The organism is Streptomyces flaveolus, assembly GCF_014648815.1.
Lineage (GTDB): Bacteria > Actinomycetota > Actinomycetes > Streptomycetales > Streptomycetaceae > Streptomyces > Streptomyces flaveolus.
The window spans coordinates 200,193-218,773 of record NZ_BMRV01000001.1 but is presented as its reverse complement, the minus strand read 5'-3'; the positions used below and the strand labels follow the sequence as shown (position 1 = coordinate 218,773).

Below are 18,581 nucleotides of genomic sequence, written 5' to 3'. Positions count from 1 at the left end.
AGCCTGAACGTAGCCTGATCTGCGGAAACGGGCAGGCACGGGAGACAGGGAGACACCTTTTGAAGACGGCGGACACGCCGGTGGAAGCGGAAGGCGCCCAGGCGGCTCCCCGGCCGGGCCTGCGCGAACGCAAGAAGCAGCGCACCCGGGACACGCTGCTGCGCTCCGCCCTGGAGCTGTTCACCGAGCGCGGCTACGAGGAGACGACCGTCGACGACATCGCCGAGGCCGCCGACGTCTCGCAGCGCACCTTCTTCCGCTACTTCGCGAGCAAGGAGGAGGCGGCGTTCTTCGTGTCACGGCTCGCCGAGTCGCACTTCGTCGACGCCGTACGCCGCCGCCCGCCCGGCGAGGCACCGCTGGACGCGCTGCGCGGCGCCCTGGTGGAGAGCTGGGACACCATCGGCGACGCCGTCGAACAGTTGGTGCCGCTCGACCTGCACATGCGCTTCTACCGGGTGATCGAGTCGACGCCCGCGCTGCTCGCCGCCCATCTGCGGCGCGCGACCGAGCTGGAGGAGGAGATCGCCCGCATCGTCGCCGCCCGCGAGGGCCTCGACCTGGACGCCGATCCGCGGCCGCGCGTGGTCGTCGCCGTCTTCGGCGCGGTCATGCGGGTGACCGAGCGGATCTGGTCGGAACGGGACGACGCCGGCCTCGCGGCACTGCGCGATCTGACGGCTTCCTACCTCGATCAGGTGGAACCGGCGCTCACCGGAAGCTGGCGGAGAACCCCGTAGCACATGGCCGAAACGTGATCCGTGTCACTTGATTCACGCGAGACCCCGCCGTTCTCCTAGTGTGTCCTCCCAGTGACTTCCTTCGACACCTCCCCGCAAGTGAACGTCTGGCGCGCACTGCTCGCCCTGGCCGTGGTGTTCGTGATGCTGTCGACCACCGGCTGGACCGCCCTGCGCAACCAGAGGGGCCCCACGGCGCTCGAAGCGTCGGTCACGGCCTGGGAGCACGGCCGGATAGACGGACGCCGGCTGCCCGACGCGCAGGCGGCCCCCGCCCGGCTGTCCCGCTTCTTCGCCTCGCTCACCGCGGCCCAGCGCGCGAGCCTGGCCCGCCGCTATCCCCTGGCCGTCGGCAACATGAACGGTGCGCCCGTCGAGCTGCGCTACCAGGCCAACCACGCGGCGCTCCGCGAGGCGCGCACGGTCGAGCGGCAGCGCATGCACGACAAGCGCCTCTCCCCCTCCGGGCAGCGGGAGGCGGGCCGGCGCATGCAGCGCTACGAGTCGCTGCTCACCCCCGGCCGCCACATCCTCGCCTTCGACCCGGCGGGCTCGGGCCGGGTCGCCGAGGTGTTCGGGAACCTGGACCGCGCCGAGCGCGTGTCCGTCGTCGTCCCCGGCGTGGACACCGAGCTGCTCACCTTCCAGCGCACCGACCGCAAGTACTCGGCGCCCGCCGGCATGGCCGAGTCGCTGTACGCGGCCGAACGCGCGGCGAGCCCGGCCACGCGTACGGCGGTGATCGCCTGGGCCGACTACACGTCCCCGAGCGGCCTCGGCATGGAGGCGGCCACCGCGACGCGCGCCGAACGCGGTGCCGTCCGGCTGAACGCGCTGCTGCGGGCGCTGCCCGGCCGCGCGCCCGTCTCGCTGTTCTGCCACAGCTACGGCTCGGTCGTGTGCGGCGTCGCCGCCGACGCGCTGCCCGGCCGGGTCAGCGACATCGCCGTGGCCGGCAGCCCCGGCATGCGGGTCGCGAAGGCCTCCCACCTGCACACCGCCGCCCACGTGTGGTCGATGCGGGACGCCGACGACTGGATCCAGGACGTGCCGTACCTGGAGCTCGGCGGGCTGGGGCACGGCGCCGACCCGGTGTCCGCGGCGTTCGGGGCGCGGGTGCTGTCGGCGCGGGGCGCCCAGGGGCACGCCGGGTACTTCGTACCGGGCACGGAGAGCCTCGAGAACTTCGCCGAGATCGGCGTTGGCGCGTACCGCACGCTGGCCTGCGCCCACGAGGACGACGCCTGCCGGGTGGGTTTGTCCGCAGCGGCGACGGCCGGACGCGCGTAGAGGAGCAGAAACTCCGGTTTGCACGGGGAGGGGACGAAGAAGCGCGTGCCGCATACGATGAGCCGCATGGGTGACGTACTGGCCGGATTTCATGCCGCCTGGGAGTTCGAGTCCGACTCCGTGCTCATCCGTTACGAACGGGGGATTCGAACACCCAAGCTGTTCCAGGCGCTGGGGGAACGCCGCGTCCCGCTGGAGGCGCTCGCCGGGGTGACGCTGACGCCCGGGAAACGCGGCACCGTCGTGCTGCGCGCCGAGCCGCGTCCCGGCGCCGATCCGCTCATGGAGGCGGCGGCCGGTCAGCTCAAGGAGGGCTGCGACCCGTACCGGCTGGTCCTGCCCGCCGAGCGGGAGACCCTGGCGGAGTACTACGCCGACGAGCTGCGCGGGCTGCTGAGCGAGTCCGGCAGGACCGAGCGGTACCTGGTGGCGGCGCCCGAGGCGCCGCTGCAGTTCAAGGCGTACGACGGCAAGGCGTCCTTCGACGGTACGGCGGTGACGTTCCGCTGGTCCTGGACGGGCGCGTCGTCGGCGAAGTGGAAGGCCGGCGACCAGAGCTTCCCGGTCGCCGGGCTGGGCGGGGTGGAGTGGCGTTCCCCCGAGGCGTTCGAGGGATACCTGCGGCTGCTGCCGCGAGACGCCGCGCCGACCACCCCGCAGGCCGACCAGGACCCCGCGTCGGTCGTGTTCGGGCTCGGGTACGGCCCGGTGCACGAGTCGCTGCCGTTCGCCGCGGCGGTGCTGGCGGCGGTGCGGGCACAGGGCGCGGACGTGCCGGTGCCGGTGCCGGCGCCTCGGCGGGATCCCGCGGACATCGCCGAGCGCATCCGGCACCTCGGGGAGCTGCATCAGCAGGGACTGGTGACGGACGAGGAGTTCTCCTCGAAGAAGGCGGAGCTGCTGGCGCAGCTCTAGCGGCTGCCGAGCGGGGTTTCGTGCACGGGTGCGGGCCGTCCGTGGCCGCCTCTACTCCCGGCCCGCCGACGTGAACGTCATGTCCGCGTAGCGGTCGCCCGCGACCTTGCCCGCGATCGGCTCCAGCAGGGACAGCTCCTCGTCGGTGAGGACGATCCCCGTCGCCGCCGTGTTCTCCTCCACCCGGGACGGCTTCCGCGTGCCCGGGATCGGGACGACCGGCAGGCCGTGCACCCGCGCCCGCTGCTGGGTCCAGGCCAGGGCGATCTGGCCGAGGGTGGCGCCGTGGGCGTCGGCGACCGTGCGGACCGGGTCGAGCAGGGCCGCGTTGGCCGCCGCGTTGTCGCCGGTGAAGCGGGGCTGCTGACGGCGGAAGTCGTCGTCGGCGAGCCCGTCGGTGCTGGTGACGGAGCCGGTGAGGAAGCCCCGGCCCAGCGGGGAGTACGGCACCAGGGCGACGCCCAGCTCGGCGGCGGCGGGCACCACGCCCGCCTCGATGTCCCGGCTGAACAGCGACCACTCCGACTGCACGGCCGCGATCGGGTGAACGGCGTGTGCGGCCCGCAGTTCCGCGGCGGTGACCTCGCTCAGGCCCAGGTGCTTGACCTTGCCCTCACGCACCAGCTCGGCCATGGCGCCGACGGTCTCCTCGATCGGCACGTTCACGTCGCGCCGGTGCATGTAGTAGAGGTCGATCACGTCGGTGCCGAGGCGTCCGAGACTCGCCTCGGCGCACTGGCGGACGTACGGCGGGTCGTTGCGGATCGTCCGCTTCGTCGGGTCGACGTGGTCCAGGGAGAGCGCGAACTTGGTCGCGAGGACGACCTCGTCGCGGTGCGCCCGGAGGAAGGGCGCCAGGAACCTCTCGTTCTCGCCGAGCCCGTAGACGTCCGCCGTGTCGTAGAACGTGACGCCCAGCTCCAGCGCCCGTTCCAGGGTCGCCCGGGACTGGTCCGCGTCCGACGGGCCGTAGGCGAAGCTCATGCCCATGCAGCCGAGGCCCTGGACGCCCACCTCCGGGCCGCCGTCTCCGAGCCGTACCGTCGGGATCCTGCTGTCGGTCATCGGGTTTTCTCCCCTTCGCGGGCGCGTCCCGCGTCCCCGTAGAAACTGATCTTCCGGTCGAGCACGGCGAGGGTGTCCTGGAGCTCCGCGATCCGCGCCAGTACGTCGCGGCGGGTCGACTCCAGAAGTTCGCGCCGGTCGAGGTACGTGCTCTCGCCCTCGCGCACCAGCTCCGCGTACCGGACCATGTCGGCGACCGGCATGCCGGTCATGCGCAGCTTGCCGACGAAGTCGAGCCAGTCGAGGTCGCGGTTGCTGTAGCGGCGCTGCCCGGTGTGCGAGCGGTCGATGGTGGACATCAGGCCGATCCGCTCGTACCAGCGCAGCGTGTGGGCCGTCAGTCCGGTGAAGGCCACGACCTCGCTGATGGTGTACCGGTCCTGGCCGTCGGGGCGTGGGTGGCGCCGGGGCGGGGCGGCGCAGAAGTCTGTTCTGGTGGCGTTCGGCTGGACGAGCCCGGCCGTGGTCTGCATCACCGTCATGGCCCCCACGCTATGACCTTGGAGTGCACTCCAGGCAAGCACGGCAGGTGAGAAATGGGCGGGACAGCCGGCGGGGCCGGTCACTAGCGTGCACGGCATGAGTCTCGTACGCCGTGCCGTGGCCGAGGACGCGCGTGAAGTGCTGCGTCTGCGCCAGGTGATGATCGACGCGATGTCCCCCGGCTCGCCCACCGACTGGCAGGACGGCTCCCTGCCCGTCCTGCGGAAGCGGCTGGCCGACCCGGACGGGGACTTCGCGGCGTTCGTCGTCGACCACCCCGACCGGACGGGGGCGCTGGCGGCGCTGGTGGTGGGGACGCTGGAGTACCGGATCGGCGGGCCGGGCAGACCCGGCGGACTGCTCGGGTACGTCTTCAGCGTCGCCACCGACCCGGACGCGCGGCGGCGCGGGTTCGCGCGCGCGTGCATGGACGAGCTGCTGGAGTGGTTCCGGGAGCGGGGCGCCGGGCACGTCATGCTCACGGCCTCCCCCGACGCCGAGCCCCTGTACGCGTCGATGGGCTTCACACGCGACACGACCCCCTCGATGAGGCTGTACCTCTGAGCCGCTTAGGCTCGGTGGCATGTCCTTGAAGAGCCTCGCGTTGATCGAGAACTGGCCGGTCCCCACCGCAGCGGCGGGTGTCGTGCGCGCCGACGGCACGGTCCTGGGGTCGCACGGACCCGTCGGGCAGCGCTTCCCCCTCGCCTCGGTCACCAAGCCGCTCGCGGCGTACGCGGCGCTCGTCGCGTACGAGGAGGGCGCGATCGAGCTGGACGAGCCCGCCGGTCCGGCCGGTTCGACGGTCCGTCACCTCCTCGCGCACACCTCGGGGCTGGCCTTCGACGAGCACCGGGTGACCGCCCCGCCCGGGGAGCGCCGGCTGTACTCCAACGCCGGTTTCGAGCAGCTCGGCGACCACATCGCGAAGGCGACGGACATCCCCTTCGCCGAGTACGCGCGGCAGGCGGTGCTGGAGCCGCTGGGCATGACGGACACCACCCTGGACGGCTCCCCCGCGAAGGACGGCGTCTCGACGGTCGAGGACCTGCTGCGGTTCGCCGCCGAGGTGCAGGCACCGCGGCTGCTGGACCCGCGCACGGTCGCCGAGGCGATGACGGTCCAGTACCCGGGCACCAAGGGCGTGCTGCCGGGCTACGGCCACCAGAACCCCAACGACTGGGGCCTCGGCTTCGAGATCCGCGGCGCCAAGTCCCCGCACTGGACGGGCGCTTCGTCCTCGCCCCGCACCTTCGGGCACTTCGGCCAGTCGGGCACGTTCCTGTGGATCGACCCGGACGCGGGTGTGGCCTGCGTGGCGCTGACCGACCGCGCCTTCGGGCCGTGGGCGGTCGAGGCGTGGCCGCCGTTCACGGACGCGGTGCTCGCGGAGGTCTAGGACATCTCCCACACGAGGAGCTCGGCCGGGGTCAGGGCCACCGCCTCCGCCCCCTTCGCGTCCGTGATCCGCGCCGCGTCCCCCGCGTCCAGCTCCTCGCCGCCCAGGTGAACGGTGCCGCGCACGACGTGGACGTAGACGTGCGCCGCGTCCGGCACCGCCGTCCGCTCGCCCGCCGCCAGGCGCCGCACGTGGAGCATGGCGCCCGCCTCCGGGACGGCGTACGGGGTGGAGTCGGCGATGCCGTGCACGATCTCGTAGGACGGGTCGCCGCCGGGCTCGCGCGGGGCCAGCCACATCTGGACGAAGGTCAGCGGCGCCGGGCCGTCGTTGCGCTCGACGTGGCGGACGCCGCCCGCCGAGCTGAGGCGCTGCACGTCCCCGGCGCGCACGAGGGTCTCGTGGCCCGCGCTGTCCCGGTGGGTCAGCTCGCCCTCCACCACCCACGTGACGATCTCGGTGTGGCTGTGCGGGTGCTCGTCGAAGCCCGCGCCGGGGGTGAGGCGCTCCTCGTTGCAGGCGATCAGCGCGCCGAAGCGGAGGTTGTCGGGGTCGTAGTGGGGGCCGAAGGAGAAGGCGTGCCGCGACTCGATGCCGGCCGACCGGTCGCCGCCTGGGTAGCGCTCGTCGGCGCGCCGTACGTCCATCACGCCGTCCACCGTAGACCCGGCGACACGCCCGCCCGTCCGGATAAGGCAGTCTTGTCCCCGTGCCCGAACCCGAAACCAGCAAGCCCGAGCCCGCGGCGCGCGCCGTCCATCCGCATACCGCGACCCTGAAGCGGCTGGAGCAGTCCTCCGGATCACTCGCCGCGCAGGCGATCGCGCGGATGGACGAGACACTGCCGTGGTACCGGGCGATGCCGCCGGAGAACCGTTCCTGGATCGGGCTGGTCGCCCAGGCCGGTATCGCCGCCTTCACCGAGTGGTTCCGGCACCCGGACGCCCCGCAGGCCATCTCCACCGACGTCTTCGGCACCGCGCCGCGCGAGCTGACCCGGGCGATCACGCTGCGGCAGACCGTCGAGATGGTGCGGACCACCATCGAGGTCATGGAGTCGGCGATCGACGAGGTCGCCGCCCCGGGCGACGAGTCCGTGCTGCGCGAGGCGCTGCTGGTGTACGCCCGGGAGATCGCCTTCGCGACCGCCCAGGTGTACGCGCAGGCCGCCGAGGCACGCGGTGCCTGGGACGCGCGGCTGGAGTCGCTCGTGGTGAACGCCGTGCTCAGCGGCGAGGCCGACGAGGGGGCCGTGTCCCGGGCGGCGGCGCTGGGCTGGAACTCCCCCGAACACGTGTGCGTGGTGCTGGGCACCGCGCCCGACGGGGACTCCGAACTGACCGTGGAGGCCATCCGGCGCGCGGCCCGGCACGCCAAGCTCCAGGTGCTGACCGGGGTGCTCGGGGACCGGCTGGTGGTGATCGCGGGCGGCAGCGACAATCCGCTGGCCGTCGCGAAGTCGCTGATCGGGCCGTTCGCCCAGGGCCCGGTGGTCGCCGGCCCGGTGGTGCCGGACCTGCTGGCCGCGACCCGGTCCGCGCAGGCCGCCGCGGCCGGACTCAAGGCCTGCACCGCCTGGCAGGACGCCCCGCGTCCGGTCCTGGCGGACGATCTGCTGCCGGAGCGCGCGATCGCCTCCGACCCTTCGGCCCGCGAGCAGCTGGTGGAGGAGATCTACAGACCGCTGGAGGACGCCGGGGCCGCGCTCCTGGAGACGCTCAGTGTCTATCTGGAGCAGGCGAGCAGCCTCGAAGGCGCCGCGCGCATGCTCTTCGTTCACCCGAACACCGTGCGCTACCGGCTCCGACGTGTGACTGACGTCACCGGCTGGTCGCCCTCTGATGTACGGTCTGCGTTCACACTGCGGATCGCGCTCATCCTGGGGCGTCTGGCCGATGGAGATCCGCAACTCTAGGCTTTTGTCGGGGGTCCACAAAACCCCCGAGTGTTCTTCGTCCTTGTCCCCACGGGCGGTCGTGGCCGTCCTCAAGAGAGAGTGTGAGAGTGCTCGTACTCGTCGCTCCCGGCCAGGGCGCCCAGACGCCCGGCTTCCTGACTGAATGGCTCGACCTCCCCGGCGCCGCCGACCGCGTCGCCGCGTGGTCCGACGCCATCGGACTCGACCTCGCCCACTACGGCACGAAGGCCGACGCGGACGAGATCCGCGACACCTCCGTGGCGCAGCCGCTGCTGGTCGCCGCCGGACTCCTGTCCGCCGCGGCACTCGGTGACGTGGTGCCGGGCGCTGTCGCGGGCCACAGCGTCGGGGAGATCACCGCCGCCGCCTTCGCGGGCGTCCTCGACGACACCGCCGCGCTGACCCTCGTACGCCGTCGGGGCCTGGCCATGGCCGAGGCCGCCGCGGTCACCGAGACCGGCATGTCGGCGCTGCTCGGCGGCGACCCCGAGGTGAGCGTGGCGCACCTGGAGAAGCTCGGCCTGACCCCGGCCAACGTGAACGGCGCGGGTCAGATCGTGGCGGCCGGCACCCTGGAGCAGCTGGCGGCGCTGAACGAGGACAAGCCCGAGGGCGTCCGCAAGGTCGTGCCGCTGAAGGTCGCCGGCGCGTTCCACACGCACCACATGGCGCCCGCGGTGGACAAGCTGGCCGAGGCCGCCAAGGAGCTCACGCCGGCCGACCCGCGGGTGACCTACGTCTCCAACAAGGACGGGCGGGCCGTCACCACCGGCACCGAGGTGCTGGAGCGGCTCGTCGGCCAGGTCGCCAACCCGGTCCGCTGGGACCTGTGCATGGAGACCTTCAAGGAGCTCGGCGTCACCGCCCTGATCGAGGTGTGCCCCGGTGGCACGCTGACCGGCCTGGCCAAGCGCGCGCTGCCCGGCGTGAAGACGCTGGCCCTGAAGACCCCCGCCGACCTCGACGCGGCCCGCGCGCTCGTCGCCGAGCAGGCCTGACAAGGAGCCCGAGAGCATGCCGAAGATCAAGCCCAGCAAGGGCGCCCCGTACGCGCGCATCCTCGGGGTGGGCGGCTACCGCCCGACGCGGGTCGTGCCCAACGAGGTGATCCTCGAGACGATCGACTCGTCCGACGAGTGGATCCGCTCGCGCTCCGGCATCGAGACGCGGCACTGGGCCTCGCCCGAGGAGACCGTCGCGGCGATGTCGATCGAGGCGTCAGGCAAGGCCATCGCGGACGCCGGGATCGACGCCTCGCAGATCGGCGCGGTCGTCGTCTCGACCGTGTCGCACTTCAGCCAGACCCCGGCCATCGCCACCCTGATCGCCGACAAGCTGGGCACGGACAAGGCCGCGGCCTTCGACATCTCGGCGGGCTGCGCGGGCTTCGGCTACGGCCTGACCCTGGCCAAGGGCATGATCGTCGAGGGCTCCGCCGAGTACGTCCTCGTCATCGGCGTGGAACGGCTGTCCGACCTGACCGACCTGACGGACCGGGCCACGGCCTTCCTGTTCGGCGACGGCGCCGGCGCGGTCGTGGTCGGCCCGTCCCAGGAGCCGGCGATCGGCCCGACCGTCTGGGGCTCGGAGGGCGACAAGTCCGAGACGATCAAGCAGACGGTGCCCTGGGACCGTTTCAGGATCGGCGACGTCTCCGAACTGCCCGTCGACGACGAGGGCAACGTGAAGTTTCCTGCGATCACGCAGGAGGGCCAGGCGGTGTTCCGCTGGGCCGTGTTCGAGATGGCGAAGGTCGCCCAGCAGGCGCTGGACGCGGCCGGGATCAGCCCGGACGACCTGGATGTCTTCATTCCGCACCAGGCCAACGTGCGGATCATCGACTCGATGGTGAAGACGCTGAAGCTGCCGGAGCACGTCACGGTCGCCCGTGACATCCGCACCACCGGCAACACCTCGGCCGCCTCGATCCCGCTCGCCATGGAGCGGCTCCTGGCGACCGGTGAGGCGAAGAGCGGCGACACCGCGCTCGTCATCGGCTTCGGGGCGGGTCTCGTCTACGCCGCGACGGTCGTTACTCTCCCCTAGGCACTCCGTGCCGGATCATGCGGTCCGGGGCGGAGCACAAGAGCCACACCCTCTGGAACATCTACGAAGGAGCGCCGCAATGGCCGCCACTCAGAAGGAGATCGTCGACGGTCTCGCCGAGATCGTGAACGAGATCGCCGGTATCCCGGTTGAGGACGTCCAGCTGGACAAGTCCTTCACCGACGACCTGGACGTCGACTCGCTGTCCATGGTCGAGGTCGTCGTCGCCGCCGAAGAGCGTTTCGACGTCAAGATCCCGGACGACGACGTCAAGAACCTCAAGACCGTCGGCGACGCGACCGACTACATCCTCAAGCACCAGAACTGATCGACCGATCAGGCCTCTGGGCTGACTGCCCCGCCACCCGGCGGTGGCGCCGTACGAATCCGTATCCCGTTGGAGAAAGAATTCCCGTGAGCTCGACCAATCGCACCGTGGTCGTCACCGGTATCGGCGCAACCACACCGCTGGGTGGCGACGCAGCCTCTACCTGGGAGGGTCTGGTGGCCGGCAGGTCCGGCGCCAAGCCCCTCGAGCAGGAGTGGGCCGCCGACCAGGCGGTCCGCATCGCGGCCCAGGCCGCCGTGGACCCCTCCGAGGTCATTCCGCGGCCCCAGGCCCGCCGGCTGGACCGCTCGGCGCAGTTCGCGCTGATCGCGGCCCAGGAGGCGTGGCAGGACGCCGGCTTCACCGGCAAGGCCGGTGAGGACGGGTCCGTCGACCCCGACCGGCTCGGTGCGGTCATCGCCTCCGGCATCGGCGGCGTGACGACCCTGCTGGACCAGTACGACGTGCTCAAGGAGAAGGGCGTCCGCCGCGTCTCCCCGCACACCGTGCCGATGCTGATGCCGAACGGCCCCTCCGCCAACGTGGGTCTGGCCGTGGGCGCCCGGGCGGGCGTGCACACGCCGGTCTCCGCCTGCGCGTCGGGCGCCGAGGCCATCGGCTACGCCATCGAGATGATCCGTTCCGGCCGTGCCGACGTCGTCGTCGCGGGTGGCACCGAGGCGGCGATCCACCCGCTGCCCATCGCCGCGTTCGGCAACATGATGGCGATGTCCAAGAACAACGACGACCCGCAGGGCGCCTCGCGCCCCTGGGACACCGCCCGGGACGGCTTCGTCCTCGGCGAGGGCGCCGGCGTCCTCGTGCTGGAGTCCGCCGAGCACGCCGCCGAGCGCGGTGCCCGCGTCTACGCGGAGGCGGTCGGCCAGGGCATCTCCGCCGACAGCCACGACATCGTGCAGCCGGAGCCCGAGGGCCGCGGCATCTCCGCCGCCCTGCAGCACCTGCTGGACCGCACCGACCTGAACCCGGCCGAGATCGTGCACGTCAACGCGCACGCCACCTCGACGCCGGCCGGCGACCTTGCCGAGCTGAAGGCGCTGCGCAAGGTCCTCGGCGACGACGTGGACCACATGGCGGTCTCCGGCACCAAGTCGATGACCGGTCACCTCCTCGGTGGCGCGGGAGGTGTGGAGTCCGTCGCGACGGTGCTCGCCCTGTACCACCGGGTGGCGCCGCCGACCATCAACATCGAGAACCTCGACCCGGAGGCCGAGGCCATCGCGGACATCGTCCGCGGCGAGGCCCGCAAGCTGCCCGTCGAGGGCCGTATCGCCGCGCTGAACGACTCGTTCGGCTTCGGTGGCCACAATGTCGTGCTGGCGTTCCGGACGGTCTGAGCGACGTCCGTAGGCAGTTGAGAGGGCCCCCACCGGAGGTGGGGGCCCTCTCGTCGTGCGTCCGGGCAGTGCGCGCCGATCAGACCACCTGGTGGAGCCAGCGGACCGGGGCGCCCTCGCCGGCGTAGCGGAACGGCTCCAGTTCGTCGTCCCAGGGCTTGCCGAGGAGCTTGGCGATCTCCTTCTCCAGGTCGGTCTCGCCGCCCTGGGAGCGGGCCAGGGCGGCGCGCAGCCGGTCCTCGGGGATCAGGATGTCGCCGTGGATGCCGGTGACGGCGTGGAAGATGCCGAGGTCGGGGGTGCAGCTGTAGCGCTCGCCCTCGGCTCCGGCGGACGGCTCCGCGGTGACCTCGAAGCGCAGCATCTGCCAGCCGCGCAGCGCGGAGGCGAGCTTGGAGGCGGTGCCGGCCTGGCCCTGCCAGGAGAACTCCGAGCGCCAGGTGCCGGGCGAGGCGGGCTGCCGGATCCAGTCCAGGGCGACGCGTGTGCCGAGCACCCCGGCGACGGCCCACTCGACGTGCGGGCAGAGCGCGCGCGGCGCGGAGTGCAGGTACAGAACTCCACGTGTCGTCACCGGAACCTCCGGGCTGAGCGGGACATCTCGGAACGGGTGGAACGGCCGTGACCGGGCGGGCCACATGAGGGCGAGGCTACCGTGCGACGGCGCAAGGAGTGTGACGTACCGTCGGTCCCGGTGCCGGGAAACTCCCGGCATTCACCCGGCAGGACGCTTGTGCGGATGTGAGCCGCCGCACCGCCGCCGCCGGGAACCCTGGCGCGGTGTCATGGGTTGAGGACGGTGGAGGCACGAGGCGAGGGACGGTACGGGCATGGGGCAGGGAACGGATCGCGGGACGCGGAACCGATTGCTCCGTTCGCGTGTCGCGCTCGCCGCTCTGACCGCCGCCGTCCTGGGCGTGGCCGGCTGTGACGCCGTCGGCGGCGACTCCCCCGGCGCGTCCGGCACCGGGTCCGGCCGGCCGTCGCCGAAGCCCACGCCGGCGTGGGACACGAGCCCGGAGTCGGTCGCCGCGGTGGGCGACTCCATCACGCGCGGCTTCGACGCCTGCACGATCCTGTCGGACTGCCCCGAGGTGTCGTGGGCGACCGGCAGCAGTGCCGAGGTCGACAGTCTGGCCGTACGGCTGCTGGGGAGCGAGGCGGCCGGGCGGAGCTGGAACTACGCGGTCACCGGGGCCCGGATGGCGGATCTGACCGGGCAGGTGACGCGGGCGGCGGCACGGAAGCCGGAGCTGGTGACGGTGATGGCGGGGGCGAACGACGCCTGCCGGACCACGACCGACGCGATGACCCCGGTGGCCGACTTCCGGGCCCAGTTCGAGGACGCGATGCGCACGCTGCGCAGGGAACTGCCCAAGGCGCAGGTGTTCGTGGCGAGCATCCCGGACCTGAAGCGGCTGTGGTCCGAGGGGCGCGCCAACCCGCTGGGCAAGCAGGTGTGGAAGCTGGGCATCTGCCCGTCGATGCTGGCCGACGCGGACGCCGTGGACTCGGCGGCGACGCTGCGGCGCAACACGGTGCGGGACCGGGTGGACGACTACAACGAGGTGCTGCGGGACGTCTGCGCGAAGGACCGCAAGTGCCGTACCGACGGCGGAGCGGTGCACGCCTTCCGGTTCGGCACGGACCAGTTGAGCCAGTGGGACTGGTTCCACCCGAGCGTGAACGGGCAGGCCCGGCTGGCGGAGATCGCCTATCGCGCCGTCACCGCGAAGAAGCCCTGATGGGACCGCGCCCCCGGGGTGTTCCGGGCGTGTCCTAGAGTTCCGCACATGAACGAACTCTTCGGCACACTTTCCGACGGCACGCCGGTCCACCGCTGGACTCTGGAGCGGGCCGGCGTGCGGGTGCGGGTGCTGACGTACGGCGGGATCGTGCAGTCGGCCGAGGTCCCGGACCGGGACGGGCACACCGTGGACGTGGTGCTGGGGTTCGCGGACCTGGACGGCTATGTGCGGCATCCGGAGCCTTACTTCGGCGCGCTCGTCGGACGGTACGCCAACCGGATCGCGGGCGGTCGTTTCCCGCTGGACGGGCGGACGTACGCGCTGGCGCTCAACAACGGGCCTAACTCGCTGCACGGCGGCGAGCGGGGCTTCGACAAGCGCGTGTGGGACGCGGAGCCCGTCGGGCACGGCGTCCGCCTCAGCCGGGTCAGCCCGCACGGCGAGGAGGGCTTCCCGGGCCGCCTGGAGATCTCCGCGACATACACGCTGGACGAGTCCGGGGCGCTGCGGATCGTGTACGAGGCGGTCACCGACGCGCCGACCGTGCTGAACCCGACCAACCACAGCTACTTCAATCTGGGCGGCTCCGGCCACACGGGCGGCCACGAGCTGCGGATCGCCGCGTCCCGGGTCACGCCGGTCGACGCGGACCTGATCCCGGCGGGTGCGCCCGCCGAGGTGGCGGGCACGCGCTTCGACTTCCGGGAGGCCCGCAAGGTCGGTGCGGGCTACGACCACAACTTCGTCCTCGACAAGGGCGTGACGGAGACCGCGGTGCCGGTCGCCGAGCTGTACGACCCGGTGTCCGGGCGCGCGGTGTCGGTGGCGACCACCGAGCCCGGTCTCCAGCTGTACACGGCGGACCATCTGGGCGAGCCGTTCGCGCCCGGCGACGGCATCGCGCTGGAGACGCAGCACTTCCCGGACTCCCCGAACCGGCCGGACTTCCCGAGCACGGTGCTGCGGCCGGGCGAGGCGTTCCGTTCGGAGACGGTGTACGGCTTCTCGGCGCGGTAGCCGCGTGAGCCCCGGCCAGGCCGTCAGGTCCCGGGCCGGGGCTGTCCCGCGGGGGACGCACGGAACCGTCCCGGTTCGACGGTAATCGCCGCGGTGGTCCGAAGGCCCGCGCGGGAGCCTTCGGTACGCGGTATGTACGAACCTTTCACAAACGGCCGCCCCGTCCGGCGGGGTCCGTGAACGCGTCGCCGGACGCCGGGCCGGTGCCGGAGGGGTCGTCTCCGGAGGGCTCGGTGCCGCCCTCGCGGGTCTCCTCGCCCAGCAGCTCGCGGGCGAGGAGCGTGGCGCCCGCGACCGCGCCCGGCATCAGGAACACCGCGACGAACGGCACCAGGAAGGCCACGCCCAGCGGCGTGCCGAAGCCCCAGACCAGCGTCTTGCGGGAGCGGAGCAGGGCGAGGCGGTCGCGCAGCTCGACCCCGCGGCGCTGGAGGGCCACGGCGGTCAGCTCCTCGGTGAGGAAGAAGCCGGTGACGAAGAAGCCGATCACCGGCACGACCGTCTGGCCGACGACCGGAATGAAGCCGGCGGCGAAGAGCAGTACGCCCCAGACGACGGCGCGCAGCACGATGCGCAGGCTGTCGCGGCCGGAGACCCACAGCTCGCGCCAGAGCGGCAGGTCCGACTCGGGCGCGGTGCCGTCCGGGGAGACGTCCCGGTCGACCCGTTCGGAGAGGCTCTCGTAGAAGGGCTGCCCGACCAGCAGGGTGACCGCGGTGAACGTGAGGACGGCCAGGAGCAGGACGAGGGCGAACAGCACGGCGGTGAGGAAGCCGCGGAAGAGCCCGGCCCAGGGGCTCGACCAGTCGTCGGCGAACGGGGTCGCCCAGGCGACGACGTCCTCGCCCCACAGCGCCAGCGCGACCAGCACCCCCACGTACAGGACGAGGGTGATCAGGCCCGGGACGAGCCCGAAGCCGTAGCTCTTGCCGTGCCGGGCCACCCAGCGCTGGCCCTTCAGGAGATGGCCGAATCCCGCCCCAAGATCACGCATGGACGGCACTCTACCGGGCGACGCGGGCCGCGCCCCGGGCTCCCGGGGTGCGGCCCGCGTCGTGCGTGAGGGGCCCGGTCAGACGAGCGTCACGGTGATGTTGCCGCGGGTCGCCTTGGAGTACGGGCAGACCTGGTGGGCCTTCTCCACCAGGGACCGCGCGGTGGCGGCGTCCACGGCGGGGATCTCGGCGGAGATCTCGACGATGATGCCGAAGCCGTCGTCGTTCTTGCCGATGCCGACCTTCGCGGTGACGGTCGAACCGGAGACGTCGGCGCCCTCCTGGCGGGCCACGACGGCGAGCGCGCCCTGGAAGCAGGCGCTGTAGCCGGCGGCGAACAGCTGCTCGGGGTTGGTGCCGGCGCCGCTGCCGCCCATCTCCTTGGGCGGGTTCACGACCACGTCGAGCTTGCCGTCATCGGTGGCGACGCGCCCGTCGCGCCCGTTCTCGGCGGTGGCGACGGCGGTGTACAGGACCTCGGACTGCTGGATGGGCATGCGGGTGTCTTCCTCCTCGGTCCGCCGTGACTCGCGCCCACGATCACGACGGATTTCGGAATGACGCTACCGCATGCCGGAAACTCCGTGAAGGTCCGCCTTCCGGCTCAGAGCTTGACGATCATCTTGCCGGTGTTGTCGCCGCGCAGGACGCCGAGGAAGGCCTCGAGGTTGTTCTCGATGCCCTCGACGACCGTCTCGCGGTACTTCAGCTCGCCGGAGCGGACCCAGGGGCCGACCTCCTGGACGAACTGCGGCTGGAGGTCGTAGTGGTCGCCGACCAGGAAGCCCTCGATGCGGCCGCGGGTCTGGATGAGGCGGGCGAGGTTCCGTGGACCGGGGGCGGGCTCGGTGTTGTTGTAGACCGAGATCATGCCGCAGACGGCGATGCGGCCGTCCCGGTTGAGGGAGCCGATGGCGGCCTCCAGGTGGTCGCCGCCCACGTTGTCGAAGTAGACGTCGATGCCGTCCGGGGCGGCGGCGCGCAACTGCTCGCTCACCGGGCCCTCCTTGTAGTTGAAGGCTGCGTCGAAGCCGTACTCGTCGACGAGCAGCTTGACCTTCTCGTCGGAACCGGCCGAGCCGATGACCCGCGAGGCGCCCTTGAGCTTCGCGATCTGGCCGACCTGGCTGCCGACGGCGCCGGCGGCACCGGAGACGAACACCGCGTCGCCCTCCTTGAAGGCCGCGGTGCGCAGCAGGCCGGCGTAGGCGGTGAGGCCGGTCATGCCGAGCACGCCGAGGTACGTCGACAGCGGCGCGGCCTCCGGGTCGACCTTGACGGCGTTCTTGGCGTCCACGGCGGCGTACTCGCGCCAGCCGAAGAAGTGCAGGACGTGGTCGCCGACGGCGATGCCCTCGGCGTTCGAGGCGACGACCTCGCCGACCGCGCCGCCCTGCATGACCTTGCCGAGCTCGAAGGGGGCGACGTAGGACTTGGCGGCGCTCATGCGGCCGCGCATGTACGGGTCGACGGAGACGTACAGGTTGCGTACCAGCACCTGGCCCTCACCCGGGGTGGGGACCTCCGCCTCGACGAGGGCGAAGTCCTCCGGCTTGGGCCAGCCGACCGGGCGGCTGAGCAGGTGCCATTCGCGGTTGACGGTGGGGAGAGCGGGGGAGTCGGCCATGGGGGGTGCCTTCCTGGACGTGCGCGGGATGTTTCAGGTTCTGAAACAACCATGCGACTGAACATTTCAGGTTGTCAAACAACTGGGTACCCTGGTTTCCATGGCCACACCACGCGACACTCCCCGCCGACCCGACGCGCTCACCCTGGAAGTCGTCGAGCTGATCGGCGAGGTCGTGGCCCGCTTCCACGCGGACTACGAGGAGGCCGCGGCGGAACGGGCCCTCACCGGGGCGCAGGCCAAGCTGCTCAGCCTGCTGTCGCTGGAGCCGCTGCCGATGCGGAAGCTGGCGCAGAAGCTGAAGTGCGAGCCGTCGAACGTGACGGGGATCGTGGACCGGCTGGAGGCGCGGGGGCTGGTCGAGCGGCGGCCGGACCCGGCGGACCGGCGGGTGAAGGTCGCGGCGGCGACGGAGGAGGGGCGGCGGGTGGCGCGGGGGCTGCGGGAATCGCTGCGGTTCGCGCGGGCGCCGCTCGCGGGGTTGTCGGAGGGGGAGCGGGTCGCTCTGCGGGACGCGTTGCGTCGGATGCTGGGCGAGTGAGCGGGGGGGCCTGTGGCCCGGCGTTGCCGTCGGGGGGTGGGTCCGGTGGGTGCGTGCTTGCCGGTGACCCGGCGCTGCCGTCAGGGGCAGGTCGCGCGGCCCGGCGCTGACGGGGTGCCGCCGCGCCCACCCGTGCCGCCCCAGCGGCACGACTGCCCGCGGCTGGGTGGACGGGGCGGCGCTGATCCGCGGCCCGGCGGGCGGGGCGGCGCGGGCCCGCGAACGGCTGGGCAGGCGGCGCGGACCCGCGGCTGGGTGGGCAGGGCCGAGGCACGCGGCCCGGCGGGCGGGGCGACGCGGGGGGCGCGGCCCGGCGGGCGGCGCGGCTCAGTCGGTTACGTGCACCACCACAGGAAGCGGTCACAGGTTTCTGTGGGGGTGGGGTCGGGGTCCGGGGGTGGCGTCGGGGTGGGTGTTGTCGTCGCAGGTGGGGCCTGCGGGGGCGTGGACGCCGGGGGCGGGGCCGAGTCCGGCGGCGGGGGTGCCGACGGGGACTCCGTCACGTCCGCGGACTCCGGCTCGTCCGCGTCCGGGGATGCCGACGCCGACGTCGACGCGGACGCCGAGGGCGAGGTGGAGGTGGAGGCGCCGGGGGTCGGGGTGGACGCGGTGGGCGTCGTCGCCGATGTGTCGTCGACCGGTACGGCCGACACGTCCCCCACCTCCCGGGTCGACGCGCCGTCCGCCGTCTCGCCCCCGGCGGCCGCCGGCTGCGCCGGGGAGTCCGGGGCGTCCATGCCGAGTTCGGCGAGGCTCAGCCCGCCGGCCGCGAGGACGAAGCCCGCGGCGACGAGCAGCGTCCGCCGGCGCCGGCGCCGGTGCGCCGCGGCCTTGCGGTCCCGGCGGCTCGCCCTGCCGCCTCCGGCCGGTCCCGCGGCGTCGAGGGCGTCGTCCGGCTCGCCGGCGGCCCGCGCCGGGCGCCCCTCATCGGCCGTCAAGTAGCCCTCGCCAGCCGGGAGTTGCTCGGCAGGAGTGCCGCACCCAGGGCATGCGAGGGCGCCGTTGAGGTGCCGACGGCACGGCTGGCAGTAGTCCATGACGCGGGAAGATTAAGTTCCGCAAGGGGCGCGTTCCTAGACGCCGCTGTGAAGGTTGTGTGGGAAAGCGGCCG

At 72.6% G+C, this 18,581-nt stretch carries 21 protein-coding genes; 13 read left to right on the top strand and 8 right to left on the bottom strand.

Features of this window, described 5'->3' with window-relative positions; genetic code table 11:
• Positions 1–59: 59 nt before the first annotated feature.
• From IEZ05_RS00950 to IEZ05_RS00940, 3 genes are all read left to right on the top strand, one after another.
• Positions 60–740: a TetR family transcriptional regulator gene (locus IEZ05_RS00950; RefSeq protein ID WP_189227996.1), complete on the top strand. Its 681-nt coding sequence runs from the start codon at positions 60–62 to the stop codon at positions 738–740.
• Positions 741–812: 72 nt separating this feature from the next.
• Positions 813–2,030: an alpha/beta hydrolase gene (locus tag IEZ05_RS00945; RefSeq protein ID WP_189227995.1), complete on the top strand. Its 1,218-nt coding sequence runs from the start codon at positions 813–815 to the stop codon at positions 2,028–2,030.
• A gap of 66 nt (positions 2,031–2,096) precedes the next feature.
• Complete coding sequence (locus IEZ05_RS00940) at positions 2,097–2,945, top strand: DUF4429 domain-containing protein (protein WP_189227994.1); 849 nt, start codon at positions 2,097–2,099, stop codon at positions 2,943–2,945.
• Between the two features lie 51 nt (positions 2,946–2,996).
• Here IEZ05_RS00940 and IEZ05_RS00935 read toward each other — a convergent pair whose 3' ends face one another.
• Together IEZ05_RS00935 and IEZ05_RS00930 are read right to left on the bottom strand one after the other, a co-directional pair.
• Positions 2,997–4,010: an aldo/keto reductase gene (locus IEZ05_RS00935; protein ID WP_189227993.1), complete on the bottom strand. Its 1,014-nt coding sequence runs from the start codon at positions 4,008–4,010 to the stop codon at positions 2,997–2,999.
• Entirely contained in the window at positions 4,007–4,492 is a 486-nt protein-coding gene (locus IEZ05_RS00930) for a MerR family transcriptional regulator (RefSeq protein WP_189227992.1), read from the bottom strand. The genes IEZ05_RS00935 and IEZ05_RS00930 overlap by 4 nt, the downstream gene beginning before the upstream one ends.
• 97 nt (positions 4,493–4,589) lie before the next feature.
• Here IEZ05_RS00930 and IEZ05_RS00925 point away from each other — a divergent pair, with 97 nt between their 5' ends.
• Positions 4,590–5,057 (top strand): GNAT family N-acetyltransferase, encoded by a 468-nt coding sequence (locus tag IEZ05_RS00925; RefSeq protein ID WP_189227991.1) that lies wholly within the window; start codon positions 4,590–4,592, stop codon positions 5,055–5,057.
• Between the two features lie 19 nt (positions 5,058–5,076).
• The gene (locus IEZ05_RS00920; RefSeq protein WP_189227990.1) at positions 5,077–5,892 is read left to right on the top strand and encodes a serine hydrolase domain-containing protein; all 816 of its coding nucleotides are present in this window, start codon (positions 5,077–5,079) and stop codon (positions 5,890–5,892) included.
• Here IEZ05_RS00920 and IEZ05_RS00915 read toward each other — a convergent pair.
• A complete protein-coding gene (locus tag IEZ05_RS00915) occupies positions 5,889–6,539 on the bottom strand; it encodes a pirin family protein (protein ID WP_189228539.1) in 651 nt (216 codons plus the stop codon). The two genes, IEZ05_RS00920 and IEZ05_RS00915, sit on opposite strands and share 4 nt — an antisense overlap.
• 62 nt (positions 6,540–6,601) lie before the next feature.
• Here IEZ05_RS00915 and fasR point away from each other — a divergent pair, with 62 nt between their 5' ends.
• From fasR to IEZ05_RS00890, 5 genes are all read left to right on the top strand, one after another.
• A complete protein-coding gene (gene fasR, locus IEZ05_RS00910) occupies positions 6,602–7,807 on the top strand; it encodes a fatty acid biosynthesis transcriptional regulator FasR (RefSeq protein ID WP_189227989.1) in 1,206 nt (401 codons plus the stop codon).
• An 89-nt stretch (positions 7,808–7,896) separates the two neighbouring features.
• Entirely contained in the window at positions 7,897–8,808 is a 912-nt protein-coding gene (locus tag IEZ05_RS00905) for an ACP S-malonyltransferase (RefSeq protein WP_189227988.1), read from the top strand.
• 16 nt (positions 8,809–8,824) lie between these two features.
• Positions 8,825–9,856, top strand: a complete 1,032-nt coding sequence (locus IEZ05_RS00900; protein ID WP_189227987.1) for a ketoacyl-ACP synthase III — start codon at positions 8,825–8,827, stop codon at positions 9,854–9,856.
• A gap of 79 nt (positions 9,857–9,935) precedes the next feature.
• The gene (locus IEZ05_RS00895) at positions 9,936–10,184 is read left to right on the top strand and encodes an acyl carrier protein (RefSeq protein ID WP_189227986.1); all 249 of its coding nucleotides are present in this window, start codon (positions 9,936–9,938) and stop codon (positions 10,182–10,184) included.
• Between the two features lie 86 nt (positions 10,185–10,270).
• On the top strand, positions 10,271–11,542 hold the full coding sequence (locus IEZ05_RS00890) for a beta-ketoacyl-[acyl-carrier-protein] synthase family protein (protein WP_189227985.1): 1,272 nt from the start codon (positions 10,271–10,273) through the stop codon (positions 11,540–11,542).
• A gap of 79 nt (positions 11,543–11,621) precedes the next feature.
• On the opposite strand, the gene IEZ05_RS00885 is transcribed toward IEZ05_RS00890, so the two are convergent.
• Complete coding sequence (locus IEZ05_RS00885; protein WP_189227984.1) at positions 11,622–12,116, bottom strand: DUF3145 domain-containing protein; 495 nt, start codon at positions 12,114–12,116, stop codon at positions 11,622–11,624.
• Positions 12,117–12,372: 256 nt separating this feature from the next.
• Here IEZ05_RS00885 and IEZ05_RS00880 point away from each other — a divergent pair, with 256 nt between their 5' ends.
• Both IEZ05_RS00880 and IEZ05_RS00875 read left to right on the top strand, forming a co-directional pair.
• Positions 12,373–13,287 carry an SGNH/GDSL hydrolase family protein gene (locus tag IEZ05_RS00880; protein ID WP_189227983.1) on the top strand — a complete coding sequence of 305 codons (915 nt, stop codon included), beginning with the start codon at positions 12,373–12,375 and terminating at the stop codon, positions 13,285–13,287.
• 48 nt (positions 13,288–13,335) lie between these two features.
• Complete coding sequence (locus IEZ05_RS00875) at positions 13,336–14,307, top strand: aldose epimerase family protein (protein WP_189227982.1); 972 nt, start codon at positions 13,336–13,338, stop codon at positions 14,305–14,307.
• A gap of 145 nt (positions 14,308–14,452) precedes the next feature.
• On the opposite strand, the gene IEZ05_RS00870 is transcribed toward IEZ05_RS00875, so the two are convergent.
• The 3 genes from IEZ05_RS00870 to IEZ05_RS00860 all read right to left on the bottom strand — a co-directional run bounded on the left by IEZ05_RS00870 (position 14,453) and on the right by IEZ05_RS00860 (position 16,929).
• Positions 14,453–15,301 carry an EI24 domain-containing protein gene (locus tag IEZ05_RS00870; RefSeq protein WP_189227981.1) on the bottom strand — a complete coding sequence of 283 codons (849 nt, stop codon included), beginning with the start codon at positions 15,299–15,301 and terminating at the stop codon, positions 14,453–14,455.
• 78 nt (positions 15,302–15,379) lie between these two features.
• Positions 15,380–15,799, bottom strand: coding sequence for an organic hydroperoxide resistance protein (locus tag IEZ05_RS00865; protein ID WP_189227980.1), 420 nt, complete (start codon positions 15,797–15,799; stop codon positions 15,380–15,382).
• 107 nt (positions 15,800–15,906) lie between these two features.
• Positions 15,907–16,929: an NADP-dependent oxidoreductase gene (locus IEZ05_RS00860; RefSeq protein WP_189227979.1), complete on the bottom strand. Its 1,023-nt coding sequence runs from the start codon at positions 16,927–16,929 to the stop codon at positions 15,907–15,909.
• 100 nt (positions 16,930–17,029) lie between these two features.
• Here IEZ05_RS00860 and IEZ05_RS00855 point away from each other — a divergent pair, with 100 nt between their 5' ends.
• Positions 17,030–17,470: a MarR family winged helix-turn-helix transcriptional regulator gene (locus tag IEZ05_RS00855; protein WP_189227978.1), complete on the top strand. Its 441-nt coding sequence runs from the start codon at positions 17,030–17,032 to the stop codon at positions 17,468–17,470.
• 335 nt (positions 17,471–17,805) lie between these two features.
• On the opposite strand, the gene IEZ05_RS00850 is transcribed toward IEZ05_RS00855, so the two are convergent.
• Positions 17,806–18,507: an SCO2400 family protein gene (locus IEZ05_RS00850; protein ID WP_189227977.1), complete on the bottom strand. Its 702-nt coding sequence runs from the start codon at positions 18,505–18,507 to the stop codon at positions 17,806–17,808.
• Between the last annotated feature and the right edge of the window lie 74 nt (positions 18,508–18,581).